General features: G+C 38.3%; 19 protein-coding genes and 1 tRNA gene. All 20 read right to left on the minus strand.

Going from position 1 to position 18,167, the window contains the following annotated elements; translation table 11 throughout:
• Nucleotides 1–124: 124 nt before the first annotated feature.
• The 20 genes from J2Y03_RS26760 to J2Y03_RS26855 all read right to left on the minus strand — a co-directional run bounded on the left by J2Y03_RS26760 (nucleotide 125) and on the right by J2Y03_RS26855 (nucleotide 18,148).
• Nucleotides 125–198: transfer RNA gene (locus tag J2Y03_RS26760), tRNA-Met, on the minus strand.
• A gap of 348 nt (nucleotides 199–546) precedes the next feature.
• Entirely contained in the window at nucleotides 547–990 is a 444-nt protein-coding gene (locus J2Y03_RS26765) for a S1 domain-containing RNA-binding protein (protein WP_310200131.1), read from the minus strand.
• A gap of 87 nt (nucleotides 991–1,077) precedes the next feature.
• Complete coding sequence (locus J2Y03_RS26770) at nucleotides 1,078–1,470, minus strand: septum formation initiator family protein (protein WP_132097024.1); 393 nt, start codon at nucleotides 1,468–1,470, stop codon at nucleotides 1,078–1,080.
• A gap of 14 nt (nucleotides 1,471–1,484) precedes the next feature.
• Entirely contained in the window at nucleotides 1,485–2,117 is a 633-nt protein-coding gene (gene yabQ, locus J2Y03_RS26775) for a spore cortex biosynthesis protein YabQ (RefSeq protein WP_132097025.1), read from the minus strand.
• Nucleotides 2,114–2,416, minus strand: a complete 303-nt coding sequence (gene yabP, locus J2Y03_RS26780) for a sporulation protein YabP (RefSeq protein ID WP_090767943.1) — start codon at nucleotides 2,414–2,416, stop codon at nucleotides 2,114–2,116. The genes yabQ and yabP overlap by 4 nt, the downstream gene beginning before the upstream one ends.
• Before the next feature lie 89 nt (nucleotides 2,417–2,505).
• Entirely contained in the window at nucleotides 2,506–2,775 is a 270-nt protein-coding gene (locus J2Y03_RS26785; protein ID WP_090767940.1) for an RNA-binding S4 domain-containing protein, read from the minus strand.
• Between the two features lie 18 nt (nucleotides 2,776–2,793).
• Nucleotides 2,794–4,260: a bifunctional methyltransferase/pyrophosphohydrolase YabN gene (yabN, locus tag J2Y03_RS26790; RefSeq protein WP_310200134.1), complete on the minus strand. Its 1,467-nt coding sequence runs from the start codon at nucleotides 4,258–4,260 to the stop codon at nucleotides 2,794–2,796.
• A 6-nt stretch (nucleotides 4,261–4,266) separates the two neighbouring features.
• A complete protein-coding gene (locus J2Y03_RS26795; protein WP_310200136.1) occupies nucleotides 4,267–5,889 on the minus strand; it encodes a putative polysaccharide biosynthesis protein in 1,623 nt (540 codons plus the stop codon).
• 103 nt (nucleotides 5,890–5,992) lie between these two features.
• Complete coding sequence (gene spoVT, locus J2Y03_RS26800) at nucleotides 5,993–6,529, minus strand: stage V sporulation protein T (protein WP_132097028.1); 537 nt, start codon at nucleotides 6,527–6,529, stop codon at nucleotides 5,993–5,995.
• 186 nt (nucleotides 6,530–6,715) lie between these two features.
• Entirely contained in the window at nucleotides 6,716–10,249 is a 3,534-nt protein-coding gene (gene mfd / locus J2Y03_RS26805) for a transcription-repair coupling factor (protein ID WP_310200138.1), read from the minus strand.
• Between the two features lie 106 nt (nucleotides 10,250–10,355).
• Complete coding sequence (locus J2Y03_RS26810; RefSeq protein WP_132097030.1) at nucleotides 10,356–10,586, minus strand: anti-sigma-F factor Fin family protein; 231 nt, start codon at nucleotides 10,584–10,586, stop codon at nucleotides 10,356–10,358.
• Nucleotides 10,587–10,713: 127 nt separating this feature from the next.
• The gene (gene pth, locus J2Y03_RS26815; protein WP_132097054.1) at nucleotides 10,714–11,274 is read right to left on the minus strand and encodes an aminoacyl-tRNA hydrolase; all 561 of its coding nucleotides are present in this window, start codon (nucleotides 11,272–11,274) and stop codon (nucleotides 10,714–10,716) included.
• Between the two features lie 288 nt (nucleotides 11,275–11,562).
• Nucleotides 11,563–12,198 carry a 50S ribosomal protein L25/general stress protein Ctc gene (locus J2Y03_RS26820; RefSeq protein ID WP_310200140.1) on the minus strand — a complete coding sequence of 212 codons (636 nt, stop codon included), beginning with the start codon at nucleotides 12,196–12,198 and terminating at the stop codon, nucleotides 11,563–11,565.
• Nucleotides 12,199–12,280: 82 nt separating this feature from the next.
• Nucleotides 12,281–13,237 (minus strand): ribose-phosphate diphosphokinase, encoded by a 957-nt coding sequence (locus J2Y03_RS26825; protein WP_132097032.1) that lies wholly within the window; start codon nucleotides 13,235–13,237, stop codon nucleotides 12,281–12,283.
• Nucleotides 13,238–13,258: 21 nt separating this feature from the next.
• Complete coding sequence (gene glmU, locus J2Y03_RS26830) at nucleotides 13,259–14,632, minus strand: bifunctional UDP-N-acetylglucosamine diphosphorylase/glucosamine-1-phosphate N-acetyltransferase GlmU (protein WP_132097033.1); 1,374 nt, start codon at nucleotides 14,630–14,632, stop codon at nucleotides 13,259–13,261.
• A gap of 381 nt (nucleotides 14,633–15,013) precedes the next feature.
• Nucleotides 15,014–15,304, minus strand: coding sequence for a septation regulator SpoVG (gene spoVG, locus J2Y03_RS26835; protein WP_003347151.1), 291 nt, complete (start codon nucleotides 15,302–15,304; stop codon nucleotides 15,014–15,016).
• A 183-nt stretch (nucleotides 15,305–15,487) separates the two neighbouring features.
• Complete coding sequence (locus tag J2Y03_RS26840) at nucleotides 15,488–15,862, minus strand: RidA family protein (protein WP_132097034.1); 375 nt, start codon at nucleotides 15,860–15,862, stop codon at nucleotides 15,488–15,490.
• A 1-nt stretch (nucleotide 15,863) separates the two neighbouring features.
• Nucleotides 15,864–16,694: a pur operon repressor gene (purR, locus tag J2Y03_RS26845; RefSeq protein WP_310200144.1), complete on the minus strand. Its 831-nt coding sequence runs from the start codon at nucleotides 16,692–16,694 to the stop codon at nucleotides 15,864–15,866.
• Between the two features lie 54 nt (nucleotides 16,695–16,748).
• Entirely contained in the window at nucleotides 16,749–17,618 is an 870-nt protein-coding gene (ispE, locus tag J2Y03_RS26850) for a 4-(cytidine 5'-diphospho)-2-C-methyl-D-erythritol kinase (protein ID WP_132097036.1), read from the minus strand.
• 344 nt (nucleotides 17,619–17,962) lie between these two features.
• Nucleotides 17,963–18,148, minus strand: a complete 186-nt coding sequence (locus J2Y03_RS26855) for a small, acid-soluble spore protein, alpha/beta type (RefSeq protein WP_207909520.1) — start codon at nucleotides 18,146–18,148, stop codon at nucleotides 17,963–17,965.
• Nucleotides 18,149–18,167: the final 19 nt, after the last annotated feature.

The raw sequence follows: 18,167 nt of genomic DNA on the forward strand, positions 1-18,167 counted from the left end.
TTATTACTTAAAAAAAGTACCGATTATTAATAATCGGTACTTCCTTTGTATTGTCTAGCTGCAGCGCCCCGAGGAAAAAATGAACTTCTTTTTTCCCTGGTCAAGGCGCTTCCGCTTTTCGTTATAGCGGCGGAGGGGATCGAACCCCCGACCTTACGGGTATGAACCGTACGCTCTAGCCAGCTGAGCTACACCGCCAAGTATTTCAGGCACAAACTATATAATACATAGAGTAAAAAAAGTTGTCAATAAGAATTTTTCAAAAAAAGAAAAGCGCAAGCGCCCTGTTCAGCGGCGTATGGCCTCCTCGAAAAAGCTAACGCTCTTTCTTCGTGCGAAGCTTATGCTGCCGAAGCCTTCCTTGTGGAGCGCTTCAACCGAGATAAAGGAAACACGAAGAGCCGGAGGCGATTCGATGTTGACTTATCGTAGGGCGGAGAGCGAAGGACACTGCCGCTAGGGCCGCTTGCGCTAGACAAACAAAAAGACAAGCCGCTAGACCTGTCTTAAATAGGAAATATGTTTTATGAATAAATAAGCAACAAGTTAACCCCTTTTTGCTCCTCTGCCGCCACGCTTAGATTCTGTATGACGTTTTAATGAAGTTAAACGATCCTCACTATCTTTTAAAAACTTCGCCATTTTTGATTCAAACGTTTCAACCTTTGGAGCATTCCGATCATTTGACCTGCTCTGACGAGGTCGTTGTGAATGTGAGTTTGAGTATGAACGGGATTTTTGCGGTGCCTCTGGTTTATCTATTGCTTTTTTTATAGAAAGTCCAATTTTCCCATCTTTTTCAACATTGATGACTTTAACCTCTACTTGGTCACCAACTTTAAGATGATCATTGATATCTTTCACATAATTGTCAGCAACCTCACTGATGTGTACGAGTCCAGTTGAGCCACCAGGCAGCTCCACAAAAGCTCCGAACTTTGTAATCCCTGTTACTTTCCCCTGTAACTTGCTGCCTACTTCGATTGACATAAAAAGAATTTTCCTCCTTAAGAATTAAAAAAATCATACTTATTCTATATTATACAAAATGGGAAAAATAAGTGTCAATAAGACTAGTTATTGCTTGTTTTTACCTTCAATTTCTTCAGGAATATTGAAGATAATTTCACCGTTTTCCGAGAAGAAATATTCTTTTCTAGCAAGCTTAGCCAGGTATTCATCATCGTTTAATTTCACAATATCCTCTTTCAGGATTACCTGTTGCTTTTTTAATTCCGTTAGCTGTTGTTCCAGCTGTTTCTTCTGTGCCACTTTTTTATCTAATGTTGAGGATTGGGAAATAAAGCTAGTAATCATTAAATAGGACATGACAGCTGCGAACACTAAAAACATGGAAAGTCTTCTATACAGTAATTTCCTTTTTCTAGCTGATGCAATTTCTGCTATTTCTTGCTGGTGGACATAAGTTGTCTCGATTTTTGCTATATTCTTGTCTCTAACTGAACTCATTTCCCATCCCCCCCTTACTCTTTTGGTCTTTTCCACCTTTTACTCAACTTTAATAAATAATTCTTGATTCCCAGAAAAATTCCTGCCAATCTATTATATAACTTCTCGACGTTTTTTTTAATACTTTTCGGTAAAAGTTTCCATAGAATTAATATAATTTTTACAATTGGCGTCCAGAATATCCTTAGTATAAACACTAAAACCTTTAAAACAAATTGAACAAGTGAAAAAAGCCCCCTGCCAAGTAGGATAATAATCGATATCACCAACTGGATGAGACCAAGGACAGGTTTATAGATAAGCAGTTGGAAAGCCCTTCTCATAAATCGGTAAATGGCTATTACGGTATTTATCATAAATTCAAGTAGTTTTAGATAAATACTTTTTAATAAACTTTGATAGGCGGCAAAACCACAAAGCAGTGCAACGAAAATGTAGAAACGTAACTCTCCATTGTTAACAAGGAATAGGATATAAAAGATGATTAGTGCTTGAATGACCCAAAACAACAGGTCATTAAAAAAAACAATCCAAGACTTTCGGTTAGGACGATTTAAAAATCGCTGGTAGGTATCAAACATAACCCCAAATAACGCTCCCATTCCTATCATCGAAAGCATGGTAAGGAATTGAGTAGAAAGTGTCATCGGAATAACTTACTAAAGAATCCTTTAGCTTTCTCCCCGTGCTGTTCATCTAAGTAAACTAAGTCAAATATCTTACCCTTAATGGAGACAATTCCTTTTTCCACATCGAGGTTTTTCATTTGCAGGTTTTGCCCTTTAATAGCTAGGAAGCCCATGGACGTTTCCAATAAGAACTCTTCATTATCAAAGCTTTCCACTTGTTTAACACCTGTTATATCGAGGAGCTTTCTCCCTCTCATGATGACATCATGCTCTGGAACAGTACTTTTGACAGAGTTTGTTTCATAATATTGGCTCATCATTCATCCCTCACAATCATTTGTACAACCATTTACTATATTTTTATGTGAAGGATAAATGAATTAGAACAAGCCTTTTTATTGCCATATTAGAACTGTGATTCACCAATTCTTTCGTCTTTAATAATCGTGTACATCTCCGCTGCCGCTTCTTTGCGAGTGGTATCCTGAATTTGGTCAATTCTTGCTGTCACCAATCGTTGCCCAAGGCGGATCGTTAGCTCGTCGCCAACTTTAACTGTTGAACTTGCTTTCGCTTCTTTCCCATTGATAAGAATTCTTCCTTGGTCGGATACTTCTTTCGCAAGCGTTCTTCTTTTAATTAATCTTGATACTTTTAAATATTTATCTAATCTCATTAAAAAACTCCCCCAATTCTAAAGTCCGTTTGATTTTGCTTCATCCCAAAACCGGTCGAGTTCTTCTAAGGAATAATCCTCTATCGGCTTGTTACTTTTCTTTACTTCTGCTTCTATAAACTGAAACCTTCTAATAAACTTCTCATTTGTCTCAAATAAAGCTTCTTCTGGATGGATGTCTAAAAATCTAGCAACATTTACAAAGGCAAACAGGATATCTCCAAATTCCTTTTTAGCATTAACCAGATTCTTTGCTTCTCCAGTGATCTCATTCTCAAATTCCTCAAGCTCTTCTTTCACTTTCTCCAAAGCAGGTGTTATTTCCTGCCAATCAAAACCAACCTTTGCCGCTTTCTTTTGAATTTCGTATGCTCTTAATAAATTCGGCATCGATTTAGATATCCCATTTAGCAGAGAGGCTTCCACCTCACCTTTTTCTTGCTTTTTTATTTCCTGCCAATTTTGAAGAACTTCCTTCGTGTCTCGTGCTTGTTTATCTCCAAATACATGTGGATGCCTGCGAATCATTTTTGCAGAAAGGACCTCAATTACATCTTCAATCGCAAAGTAACCTTCATCCTCACCTATCTGGGCGTGAAGCATTACTTGAAGTAAGACATCACCAAGCTCTTCTATTAAAGGGTCAATATCATCACCATCAATGGCCTCAATGACTTCATACGTTTCTTCAATTAAGTATTTTTTTAGGGATTCATGTGTTTGTTCCTTATCCCACGGACAGCCATTCGGACCTCTTAGTGTTGCAATAATACTTCGCAGCTTGGAGAAGTTTTTAAGCATAATTTGTTCATCCTGTACGGGGGGAACATAGACAGAAGTAAGGTTATCAAGTGTAACTTTTCGATCAAGCTCATATAAAGGCACCCGCTCAATTCGTTCATTGCTGCTTCCTGCGGCTGTAACAATAACGACTTCGTAATCATCAGGAAGTCTTTCCATAAGAGTCAATTTAATATTTGAGGCGACAAACTGGTCATAGACTTGACTGATAAATATATGCTGATCGATTTGCAGCTGGCTGGAGTTTAGCAAAGTTCCATCAAGAAGTTGGAAACCGTCGACTGGATCAATTTTTAATGACTGAAAAAGAGCATCGATAAAGCTTTGACCGCCGCCAATCAAAATCTCAACACCCTCTTTAGGACCATATTCCAAAAGCAACTGGACAGTCCGCTCAGCAACAAGCGGATGACCAGGCACCGCATAAATTACCTTTTCCCCATTTGCCTTTTGCAGTAAAGTTTGGACAATCTCTTGATAGACATCCTCAAACTGGTCATGTTTTTCATAGATTGAATCAAAGGAAGTATAACGAAAATTCTCATGTTCCAATTCCATCACAACAGGATGTTCTTTTGTCCTTAAATAAACATGTGTTGTGTTAATCAACTTTTTATAAACGCCAAAGGGGAGTTGATCAAGGTCTCCCGCTCCTAAACCGAGTATTTCAATTGATTTATCCATATGTTTTTAACTCCTATTCTTCTTGGATAATAACAGGCTTAATTTGCTCCCAAATGGAAATAAGGATAGTTCCTTTTCCAAAAAGATTCCTCCTCTAATAATAATGAATAGGAATAGGAAACCTCCCGAAAAGACACCGCCAAGAGCTTGAATCGTTGCCATTATTCTTTCTGCACCTATGGGTATCGTAACCATATTTGTTAAGGCTAGGTACCCTTTTAAAAATAGCACCATCATAAGAGCTGCTGTTGAAACAATTCGTAGGAAGTGAAAAGTAATCAGCGGAATAGGGTGCATTTTTTTAAATTTTACGTATAAAAGCAAACTGACCACTAGTAACGTGAGCAGAGTAGAATAAGCAGCCCCCATTGTTCCAAATATCGGGACGAATATAGCATTAAGACCATACTTTAAAGGAAATGTCGCTAAAACAGCAACTGCGGGGTAAAGTAAGGAACCTAAACCCTGCATAATGGCAATTATCGTAGTAATGATAGAGCTAAGGAAAATCACAAAGCTTAAAATTCCTAACACCGAGGAACCTGCGTTATTTTCAAATAGCATAATATTAACAGGTCCAATAATTGCCCATAGACCCACAGACGCTCCCAAACTTATGACGATGCTTATCCTAATGGCCAACTGAATTTTATCCTTTAGGAATAAGATATCTTTTTTTAATCGTGCACTTGTTATCAACGGAACAAGCGACAAAGACATGGAGGCGGCAACAATCGTACCTAACTGGATCAATGGCTGCCCACGATCGAATATTCCCTTTATACTTTTTGCCATATCCTTCTCATAACCATTTTCAGAGAGTAAGAAGTATAGGTTCAATGCATCCGCCATTTGGATAAAAATCATTAGCATTCCACTAACACAGATCGTTAGACCTTGAAAGGTAAGTGCTTTTAAGATATCGCCAACTTCTTGATAATAGCCAATGAGCATTCCTTTCCTAGGAGCAATTATTTTCCATTCTTTACGAATCCAAAGGAATGTAAACAAAATAGCGGCTGATACCATACTGCCTGTAATCGATCCAAACATAGCACCTCCACCGATAAGATAGAGTGAATATCCCAACTTTGTTAAAATATAGGCTAAAAAGAGAATCGTAAAGGCTCGAATTAATTGTTCGCCAATCTGTGATAATGCAGTCGGAACCATGTCTCCCTTTCCCTGATAATATCCTCTAAGGATAGAAGCAATTGGAAAAAGCAAAAAAACAATTGAAACAACCTTCAATAAAATAGCTAACTGCTCATCATGCATCCAAAACGCAATATAATCTGCACCTAAATAAAGGATTAAAAAACATATAAGTCCCAATAGCTGTAAAATGATAAATGCTACGAGTAAAAGGCGTCTAGTTTTCTCCTGGTCATTATTTTCCCTTTGTTCAGCATACAGTTTAGATATAACAACCGGAAAACCTGTAGTAGCCAATACCGTGGCGAGGCCATAAAACGGGTATACCTGCTGATATATGTAAAAACCAACATCACCGACAATGTTTTGAAATGGTATCCTATAAACCGCACTTAGGATTTTTGTTATCAGTGCTGCAATGGCCAAAATAAAAGCCCCCCTAAAAAGAGCCTTCGATTGATTAACGGGCTTCATTTCTTATCTCCTAACTGCCTAAACTCGAGTGTATTATAACATAGGAGACAAATAAAAAAGACAGCAAAGGCTGTCTCTTTTATTTGTAAGTATACTATTAGTTCTAGGACTCCATTTGTCTTGCTAAAAATCCAGCGGCCGTTTCAACAGCCTTTTTCTCTACTTCACCAAGTGTGCCTTCTTTTGCATAAATGATTACTGCACCAATTGGGTCGCCATTTGCTATGATTGGTCCAATTGTGTAAGATGAGATAGTTTCATCATTCCCATCTGCTAATGCAATATCACCTTGCTGGGTTACAATAACCGAATTACGGTCTTCCATGGTTTTTTCCACTAAATCGCTTATATTTTTATTTAAATAATCCTTTTTGGAACTTCCTGCTAATGCAATATAACTGTCTCTATCACAAATTAATACCGGGTTTCCGAGGCTGTCAAATAGGGCTTCTGCATATTCTTTGGCAAAATCGCTTAACTCGCTGATTGGTGAATACTTCTTTAAAATGACTTCTCCATCTCGATCAACAAAGATCTCTAACGGATCCCCCTCACGGATACGCAGCGTTCTGCGTATTTCTTTGGGAATGACAACACGACCCAAATCATCGATTCGACGAACTATTCCAGTTGCTTTCATCCAATGTTGCCTCACTTTCATCTGATGATTTAAACTAACTTGGTAATGATATCTTTTCCTATTGAAGGGATCATCACCAACTTTGAACTTAGTATCTTTCAACTGGAAAGTTCTATACACATTCATAATATTTTTTCACAAATAGTAAAATCATCCTATATGAAGTGAGATGAGAAACGACTCGGGTTATACAGGGTTCTCTTGACCCTTCTTTGCTGATTGAAGTCCTTTAATCATTTCAAATGCTATATTTAGCCAGTGTGCAGTCTCGGTTCCTTTAGTTTGAATCGTTAATTTAAGTTTCTGACCTTCCATTCCAAGTCCAATCATTCTTGGGTATTTATTGCTGAAAGCAAAGACCTTTTGACCATCAATTGTACTGCTCGCCCGTTCGTTTACTAATATGGTTACTTCCTGTTTTACTTGCTTGATCGTTTCAACACCTGCGAGCAGTGCATAAACCTTCATCTCCGCCACTTGGAATAGAAAATCGACCTCTTCAGGGTATTCACCAAAACGGTCAAGCATCTCTGCTTGAAGTTCTTCAATATCCTCTAAATTTTGAATGCCTCTAAAACGCTTATACATCTCAATCTTTTGATGACCATCTTTGATGAATGTATCAGGAATATAGGCGTCAATTTGTAAATCAATTTCCACAGTTGCTTTCTGCTCTGCTTTCAAATCGCCTTTTCTTTCCTCTACTGCTTCTTTGAGCATCTGTGAATACAGGTCAAATCCTACCGAGTCAATAAATCCATGCTGTTGTGCCCCTAGTAAATTACCAGCACCCCTAATAGATAAATCACGCATGGCAATTTTAAAACCAGAACCTAGTTCAGTAAACTCCTTAATTGCCTGTAATCGCTTTTCTGCCACCTCTGTCAATACTTTATCCTTACGATGAGTGAAAAAAGCATACGCTACACGATTTGATCTTCCAACACGACCGCGAAGCTGATAGAGCTGAGAAAGTCCCATTCTGTCTGCATCATAGACGATTAGCGTGTTTACATTAGGAATATCTACCCCTGTTTCAATGATGGTTGTGCTGACTAGAACATCAAACTCACCTGATAAAAAGCTAAGCATGACAGATTCTAATTCGTTTTCTGACATTTGTCCATGTGCGAAGGTAACGCGCGCGTCTGGAACGAGCATTGAAATTTCTTCTGCCTTACGTTCAATATCCTCTACTCTGTTATACAAAAAGTATACTTGTCCGTCGCGTGCTAGCTCCCGCTCAATTGCCTCTCTGACAAGAGATCCATTGTATTCCATCACATACGTTTGAACAGGAAAACGGTTTTCAGGCGGTGTTTCAATAACAGACAAATCACGAACGCCAAGCATCGACATATGAAGCGTTCTCGGTATTGGTGTTGCGGTTAATGTTAATACATCAATGTTCGTTTTTAGTCTTTTGATTTTTTCTTTATGGGTAACGCCGAATCTTTGTTCTTCATCAATAATTAGTAACCCTAGATCACGATAGATAATATCTTTTGATAAAATTCGATGAGTCCCAACCACTATATCTACTGTACCCGCTTTTAAACCCTTTAGTGTTTCTGTTTGCTGCTTTTTCGAACGAAAGCGGCTTAGCAGGCCAATATTGATCGGGTAGTCTTGGAATCTTTCTCTCATGGTTTCAAAATGCTGCTGAGCCAAAATCGTTGTTGGCACAAGAAGTGCAACCTGCTTCCCATCCGCAATCGCCTTGAAGGCAGCCCGAATAGCAACCTCTGTTTTCCCGTAGCCCACATCACCGCAAAGCAAACGGTCCATTGGTCTAGGTCTTTCCATATCCTTCTTAATTTCATGGATGGAGCGGAGCTGATCTTCCGTTTCCTGATAAGCAAAGGCAGTTTCAAACTCTCTTTGCATATCACCGTCAGGAGAGAAGGCATAACCTACCGCTGCTTCACGCTCTGCGTAAAGCTTAATTAAATCGTCAGCAATGTCTTGAACAGCAGATTCAACCTTCTTTTTCACCTTTTTCCAATCGCTGCCGCCGAGTTTATAAATTTTCGGCTCTTTTCCTTCTGAACCAACATACTTCTGTACTAGATCAATTTGCTCCACTGGTACGTAAAGCTTATCTGTCCCGTGGTAGCGGATATGAAGATAGTCCTTATGAACGCCATTAATAACGAGCGTTTCAATTCCTAAATACTTTCCTACTCCGTGATTAACATGGACGACATAATCACCAATTTTAAGTTCAGAATAGCTCTTAATTCTTTCGGCATTGGAGAGCTTTTGTCTGTTTGTGGACTTTTTGACACGTTTAGTGAAAAGCTCCTCCTCGGTAATCACTGCGATTTTCTGAATTGAAAGCTCAAAACCAGTTTGCAGATTCCCCTTCATGATTCGCACTTTTCCAGGTAAAAGCTGCTGTCCGCTCTTTGAAATGGAAGCTTCGATTTCATAATCCTCTAAAACACGTTCTAGTTTTTTTACTCTTTCATCATCTGCTCCTAAAAAAAGAACCGAATAATTACCTTTTTTCCATCTATCTACTTCTGCTTTTAGTAAGTGCATTTGACCATGGAAGTTTTGCATTTGTTTACAGGAAACATTAATGATATTTTGCGGGCTTGTATTGGCAACATGTCGAAGAAACAAGCTCATGTAAAGAATCGGAAACTCCCTTTTATGAAGTATTCCTTGTAAGTCATGGGAAATAGTCAAATCATGAATAATTTGACCTTCACTAAGCAAGGATGTATACCATTCTGCTTCTTCTTTAATTAATGACTCATTCATCTCGTGAACTCGGCTTATTTCATCAATAAATACCATTCCGCTACGAGGAAGATAGTCTAGTAAACTAGTATCACCTTTATAAGCTAGTGAAAGATATTTAAATACATGGTCTGGTTTCTGGCCATTTTTAAGTTGTTCGAGCTCATAACTGATATTTTGTGATAGCTGGATCTTTGCTTTATCATCCTTTAGCTTGCGCAGACTCTTTGCCAACCCATCCTCTAACTTTCCAATAACTCGGCTATATTCCTCGGACTCGAAAAGAACTTCTGTAGCAGGGCCGATTAAAACCTCAGTTGTTTTTTCAATGGAACGCTGATCTTCTAAGGAGAAATAGCGGATTGAATCAATCTCAGTATCAAATAATTCTATTCTTATTGGATTACTAACGGTGAGAGGATAAATATCAATTATGCCTCCCCTAATACTAAACTCCCCTGGGGTAGATACCATTTCCGCCCGGACATAGCCCATCTTAACAAAAGTAGTTAGTATCTCTGTTACATCTAAATCATCACCTAATTTAAGTGTTAGTTGGTATTGCTTCCACAATGCTTTTGGTGGAATGACCTTTCTGAGTCCTGCAATCGGAACAATAATAATTCCTTTATCTGTCTTGCTTAAATGGTTTAAGGCTTCAATCCTTTGTGCCTTCAACTCAGGACTAGCAATGCTCATTTCAGCTGCAATTAATTCATTAGCCGGAAATAGAAAAACTTCATCCTCACTTACTAGATTCACAATATCCTCATATAATTTTTGTGCTTGCAGCAGATTATGGGTAATAAAAAGAATCGGCCTCTTCATCTTTTCATAAATAGCTGCAGTTAAAACCGTTCTTGATGAACCCGATAATCCGGCAATAAGTTGTTCCTTCAAGCCTTCTTGGACTCCAGAAATGATGGAGAGAATATCTTCCTGATCTAGGAATAATGTTTTTAACCCTTTCAAAAGCTCGTTCCTCCTCTCTTTGAATCTTTTTTCATATTTTAACTTTATTATTAGTGTTTAATAAAAATAGAAAAATGCTTTGGAGTGCGTCCAAAGCGGATGATTTTTAGTGAATGAGAAAATCATATTGGTGATAATCTGGATTTTTCTCCAATGACTCCTGACAATCCTCACATATAGCAGTAATGTGGATATTACCAGATAAATCATAAGCGACCATCTCTTGTCTTTCTTGTTCGGTTAATTTATGAAGGCCGAGTGCTTCACTGTGGATTGATGACTGTTCAATGGAACCTAGGTTTGTGCCACAATGACGGCAATGGTAATGAATGGCCACGCAGTTCCCTCCCTATCTTACTATTGATAATAGTATTTACTGCAAATAGGGAAGTTATTCATTTGTTTGCTCTTCAAAAAGAGAATGGTTTTTTATTTTATGATAGGAAAGGTTATCTCATGAACATTTACTGATTAAATTCATTCATTACCTGTAAGAACGGCTTTTCTAACCAGGTTTTACACGCTTCTGCACTCTTTTGGACGGCTTCTTCTGTTAATGCCAGTTCATCTTCATGAAAACGTCCTAACACATAATCAGGAACCTTCATACCGTTTTTAGGGCGGTCTATCCCAATTCGAATTCTGTTAAATTCTTGGGTTCCAAGATGTGCAACTGTGGACTTTATCCCATTATGACCACCTGCGCTTCCTTTTTGACGAAGCCTAATTTTTCCAACTGGCAAGTCGAGATCATCATAGATCACTACAAAATCGTCTACATCTATCTGATAATAGTCCATTATCGCTCTAATGGATTCTCCAGATAAGTTCATATAGGTTAGCGGTTTTAATAAAACAACTTTTTCACTATTATGAAAACCAATTCCAAATAGTCCTTTAAATTTTGATTGATTTAAGGGAATGGATAATTGATTGGCAAGTTCATCAATGACTTCAAATCCAATATTATGTCTCGTTTTTTCATATTGCTTTCCTGGGTTTCCTAAACCAACAATTAATTTCATTCGTACCCTCTCTTTCGGTCCAGTCCACCTGCTAAGTAATTTTCGGAGCATGTTATTCCTCTCCCACTTAATAATACGTCTTTTTTTTGATTAAGGCTATTTATGAAAATATTGCTGTTAAAATCTTAAAGCTGATTTTAACGTGGAAATAGCTATTTTACGCGTTAGAATTTAGCTTGCAGGCTCTTTTCTTATTTAATTTTTGCTCCAAAAAGCAACAAAGTTTAAGAAAAGAGCCTTAATAAATGCGACAAAAGACGTAACCTTTTCGAGGTTACGTCTGCATTTTTATTCGCCCACTGGGGCTGTTTCTCTGCCTTCTTCGTTATCAGGGTGGCCGCCTTCTTGCTGTTCACCTGCGTTAATTTCCTCTTCTTGTCTAGGAGGCAAGATGCTTGCGATAACTTCCTCTTCCTCATGGTTAATCGTAAATGACCCCTGATAAAGGATATCGGAAACCTTAATCGTTTCACCAACCTGGAGATTCGATACATCCACTTCAATTTGCTGTGGAATCTCTGTAGGAGTGGATGTTATCGATAGTTCATGAACAGGCTGCTGAAGAACACCGCCATCCTTTACTCCAGCAGCTTCTCCCGTTAGGACAAGTCTTACCGTTACATTAATTTTAGATGATTTATCAACCGCAAGAAAATCGACGTGAATAATTTCCCTTTTAATAGCATTCTCTTGATAATCACTTAATACCACATCATGCTTACTGCCCTCAACATCAAGAGAAATAATGCCATTTCTGCCGACAAGACGAATCGTTTTTGTTAAATCTGCTGAACTTACATAAACAGGTTTACTCTCAACACTTCGCCCATAAATAACGGCAGGGATATTTCCATTGTTTCTAATTTTCCTTAACTCTGAATGGCGTAGTTCCTTACGTTCCATTGCTTGTAAAACAGTACTCATATGTTTAGTCACCTTCCTAGTTTTGTTCAATAACTGTCTCTATAAAAATTCCCCAAAACAGGAAGGTCTAAACATTTTTTTATCAATCAAATAATGTACTTACAGATTGTTCTTCGTGGACACGGATAATGGCTTCGCCCAATAAAGGTGCCACAGAAAGATGAACAATTTTATCTGTCTTTTTCTCTTCTGGAAGAGAAATTGAATTCGTAATGACTAATTCCTTGATATTCGAATTTTGAATCCTGTCAATTGCAGGTCCCGACAATACAGGATGGGTACAGCAAGCATATACTTCTTTCGCACCGTTCTCGACTAATGCATTCGCTGCAAGAGTAATCGTCCCTGCAGTGTCAATGATGTCATCAATTAAAATGGCGATTTTCCCTTCAATATTACCAACAATATTCATAACCTCCGCCACATTTGGCCGTGGACGACGCTTATCAATAATGGCAATTGGTGCCTTTAAACGCTCAGCTAATTTCCTAGCTCTCGTTACACCGCCATGGTCCGGAGAAACAATGACAAGGTCACCATTAAACTCCCGCTTTTTAAAGTACTCTGCTAAAATTGGTACGCCCATTAAATGATCGGTTGGGATTTCAAAGAATCCTTGAATTTGCGGTGCATGTAAATCTAAGCAGATAACACGGGTGGCACCTGCTGTTTCAAGGAGGTTTGCTACTAATTTAGCTGTAATCGGTTCACGTGCACGTGCTTTACGGTCCTGACGAGCATATCCATAGTATGGCATAACAAGATTGATTGTCTTCGCAGAAGCCCTTTTTAAAGCGTCAATCATGATTAACAATTCCATAATATTTTCATTAACAGGTGCGCTTGTCGATTGAATGACGTATACATCACAGCCGCGGATACTCTCTTCGATATTGATTTGAATTTCCCCATCACTAAATCTTGTTACAGAGATTTTTCCTAGTTCAATACCAATCACTTTGGCAATCTCTTTTGCTAACGGAAGATTTGAATTTAGACTGAATACCTTTAAGTTTGGATCTAAGTATTGATTCGACATAATGCCCTCCAATATTTCTACCTATTTTTTCAGATTAAGTTTATTAACATAATTTTCTTTGTTTTCCTGACGTGAACGTGCAATAGACAAGGCATTACCAGGAACATCCTTGGTAATGGTTGATCCAGCAGCTACATAAGCTCCTTTTCCAACTGTAACAGGTGCAACTAGGTTAGAATTACAGCCAATAAACACTTCATCCTCAATTTTAGTTAGGAATTTATTTTTACCATCATAATTAACGGTTATAGATCCACAGCCGATATTTACATCCTTACCAACCTCTGCATCACCGATATAGCTTAGATGTGAAGCTTTACTTCCCTTGCCAAAAACAGCCTTCTTGATTTCAACAAAGTTTCCGATTTTCACTTCATCACTAATGGCTGAATCAGGTCTAATATGGGCGAATGGACCAATATTAACTAGAGAACCAATCGTACTATTATAGGCAGCAGATTGGCGGATGACCGTTTCATCTCCTACCTCGCATGTATCAATTTCTGAGTTAGGTCCGATTTGACAGTCTGCACCAATTATTGTTCTCCCTTTTAGGATGGTGCCTGGTAGAATGACAGTATCCTGTCCGATAACTACATCTGACTCAATGTATGTGTTGGCAGGATCAATTATGGTAACTCCATTTCGCATATGACCCTCATTTATACGACTGCGCATGATTCTTTCTGCTTCTGCCAAAGCAACCCTGTCGTTTACACCTAAGGTTTCTTCCAAATCATTTGTTTGGAAAGCAGTGACTACTTCACCCTGATTTTTCAGGATTTCAACGACATCTGGCAGGTAATATTCACCTTGAACATTATCATTTGAAACCTTTTTCAATGCTTCAAATAAAGCAGCATTATCAAAACAATAGGTTCCTGTATTAATTTCATTTATTTTACGCTCAGCCTCTGTTGCGTCTTTATGTTCAACAATTTTTTCAACTAGGCCCTTTTCATTTCGAATGATACGGCCATATCCTGTCGGATCATCAATCCTTGCGGTAAGAATCGTCGCTTTTGCAGATAATTCTTCGTGATGTTTAAATAATGACTCCATCGTTTCTGCTTTAATTAGAGGAGTATCACCACAAACTACAATGGTAATTCCTTCTTTACCATCGAGCATTTCTTGTGCCTGCATAACAGCATGTGCAGTCCCAAGTTGCTTTTCTTGAAGGGCATAATGACTTTCTTCCCCTAATTGAGCTTTTACCAAATCAGCTCCATGACCAATGACGGTAACCATTTCTTGAATATTTAGCTTCTTCACATGATCAACAACATGTTGAACCATTGGCTTACCGCATACAGGGTGTAATACTTTATAAAGCTTTGACTTCATCCGAGTACCTTGTCCTGCGGCCAAAATCACAGCATAACGATTATGCATGTTTGAGTCCTCCAATTTCACCTTTTTATCCATGGCTCTTTTCTTACATATTGTTGCTTTTTGAACAAAATTTAATGATTTCCCAAAGTTTCCAGAGAAAACAGCATATTTTTTATAAGAAAAGAGCTACAAACACAATTCAAAAGTGCAAAATAACTATTTCCACGTTAAAATCGGCTTTAAGATTTTAACAACAATATTTACGCAAACAGCCTTATCCATTAAAAATATTAACGCAATTAGTCAGTCATTTCAAGGAATGTAAGAAAAGTGTCCGAATTTGTTATTTTGAGAAAATTAGTAGAGGATGTAGGAGGGAGGAGAGAGGAATATAAAAAAAGAGCGCTACTTATGTAGTAGGCTCTAGTTGAATAAATCTTTCTAGGAAGCTCCGGCTTCTTCAAATTCTACTTCTAATTCACCTAAACGATGATACTCAGCCAATACTGCTTCTTGAATTTTACCGCGCGTTCCAGAATTGATTGGATGCGCAATATCACGAAATTCTCCATCAGGAGTACGTTTACTTGGCATTGCGACAAACAAACCATTATTTCCATCAATAACACGGATGTCATGAACTACAAATTCATTGTCTAATGTAATCGATGCAATCGCTCTCATGCGGCCGTCCGTATTAACGCGGCGTAATCTTACGTCTGTTACTTCCATGTGCTCACACCCTTTTCTAATGTTAAAAAGCTAGTGTACTTAATTCAACATGGAATCTAGTAATTCCTTCTTTTATATTTATTTTTTTAAAAATATTTTAGGCAAAATAGTGAACATTTTTAAAAGTCAGATATATCGATAGTATCTATCGTGGTAATAAAAGAAAACAAAAGTAGCGCTCGATTATTTAACGAGCGCAATTACCTCAATTTCAACTAAAGCATCTTTAGGTAACCGTGCTACCTCAACACAAGAACGTGCCGGTTTATTCGTTGAAAAATATTCACCATATACTTCGTTTATTGCTGCAAAGTCATCCATATTTTTAATAAAGACGGTTGCCTTTACGACAGTGTTAAATGACGCCCCTGCTGCTGAAAGGACTGCATCTAAATTTTTAAAAACTTGATGGGTTTGTTCTTTAATACCGCCCTCAATCATAATACCCTCTGAAGTCAATGGAATTTGTCCTGAGCTGTAAAAAAGATTGTTCACAATAATTCCTTGTGAATATGGCCCAATCGCTGCAGGCGCTTGGCTAGTTTGAACAACTTTCATACTATTCCTCCGTTCTACGTTTAAAATAGTTTCCTTCTGCAACCTGAATTGTCTTTTCCTTCACATTAACATCGGTTAATTTTACAAGCGATTTGTATTCATCAACAAGCCGTTCTTCAATTTTTTCAGCCTCAACCAAAACAGCAATTCCAGCTACTGTACCATTAAATTCTTCTAGCAGACTGATCATCCCCATTACAGTGCCGCCTGCTTTCATAAAGTCATCGACAATTAGAACCCTCGATCCTTCTGGCATGCTTCTTTTTGAAAGTACCATCGTTTGAATTCGCTTTGCTGAACCAGAAACATAGTTAATACTTACGGTTGGACCTTCGGTTACTTTACTGTCTCTTCTTACGATGACGACAGGAGTATTTAATTGGCTTGCTACAGCATAAGCAAGGGGAATCCCCTTCGTTGCCACAGTCATAACCACATCGATTTTAGTATTTACATAAGCCGAAGCTATAATTCGACCTGCTTTTTGGACAATGGTTGGATTACCTAATATATCGGTTAAATACAAATATCCCCCTGGCAAAAGCCGATCTGGATGTGCAATTAACGAACATAACTCATTTACAAACGGTCTTGCCTCTTCATCGCTTACATTCACAAAAAATTTAACCCCACCAGCAGCACCAGCCACAGTTTGTAACGTTCCGATTCCTCTTTGCTCAAAGGTCTCTTTTACAATTGCTAAGTCTTCACTGATGGAAGATTTAGCAGAAGAGTAACGTTCCGCAAAGAAGGTGAGTGGTACAAGATGGCGTGGATGGTCAAGTAAATAGCTGGTCATATCTATCAATCGTTCACTGCGGCGAAACTTCATAGTAACCTCCAAAAGGCGAATATTCTAATATAAGGATATCACTATTGTACGTTTTTAATCAAGAGTGTGTCTTTCCCCAAGCATTCTCACAGCAAAAACTTGGTCGCAGAAACCCCTAAGACCATTGTATATCCGATGCATTCTTGAATCGTGCTGGACTATTCCAAAGACAGTTGGTCCGCTTCCACTCATCAGAACAGCGTCAGCACCAAACCTCTTCATTTGCTCCTTTATTTGTGCTACCTCTGGATGAAGCATTAATGTGACATCCTCCAGGACATTTCCGACATTCTCACATACACTTTGATAGTCAGTGTTTTGAATCGCTTTAACCATCTCGTTTATGCTAGGGTGCTTCATTCCATTTAGATCCAGCCGTCGATATACCTCTGCTGTCGAAACACCAATAAAGGGTTTCGCTAAAATTACCCAGCAGGTTGGCGGAGCAGGAAGGTCCGTAATCATTTCTCCTCTCCCCTTTGCTAAAGCTGTTCCACCATACACACAAAATGATACATCCGAGCCTATTTCAGAACCAAGTCTAGCTAGTTCATCTAATGTTAATCCCAGGTCCCACAGTTTATTCAGTCCCCTAAGAGTTGCAGCTGCATCGCTACTGCCTCCAGCCAGACCAGCCGCTACAGGGATTGTTTTCTCAATCGTGATTTGAACCCCTTTTTTCACCTGGTATCGGTCCTTTAGCAATTGTGCCGCTTGAAAAGCTAAATTCCGTTGGTCATCAGGAACATACCGGTTATGGGAAAGAATATGTATCTTATCCCGCTCTAATAAAGTCAGTTCAACTCGATCCGCCAAATCTATTGTCGTCATGATCATTTCCACTTCATGAAAACCGTCCGGACGCTTATATAAAACATCCAAGGATAAATTAATTTTGGCTGGTGCTTTTACTAAAAGCTTCACTTTGCCCACCTACACTTCTATCGATCATATATTTTTTCCTATTTTACCACAAAACTTCTAATAGGAAAAAAAGTCTATGAATAATAAAGGCTCTTTTCTTAAACTTTGTTCCCTTTTGGAACAAAATACATTAAGAAAAGGGCCTACAAACTAAATTTCCAAAGCGTAAAATACTATTTCCACGTTAAAATCGGCTTTAAGATTTTAACACTAATTTTTACAAAATTAGACATATTTAAAGGTCAGGGATTTTCATCGTCCCTGACCTTTACCGTGGTGTCTGTTTTGTTTAAACATTGAGAAGCAATTGCTACTTTGCAATTTGTAGTGGCTCGCTGCCTATTTTACAACTTTTTGTTGCTTTTCATTAGCTGTTCTGAAGCTAATTCAACCGCTCTTTTTACCATATTCCCTGCGTCTTTCGCCTTAATGCCGCCCCAGCCCTCTTTTTGAACGACATCATAAAAGCCAAGTTCTTTAGCAAGTTCTTCTTTAAATTGAGTAGACATGACACCTCTTCTTCTTGCCATCTAAACAACCCCTTTTATT

The organism is Neobacillus niacini (assembly GCF_031457145.1).
In the GTDB taxonomy this organism is placed as follows: Bacteria; Bacillota; Bacilli; order Bacillales; family Cytobacillaceae; genus Neobacillus; species Neobacillus niacini_J.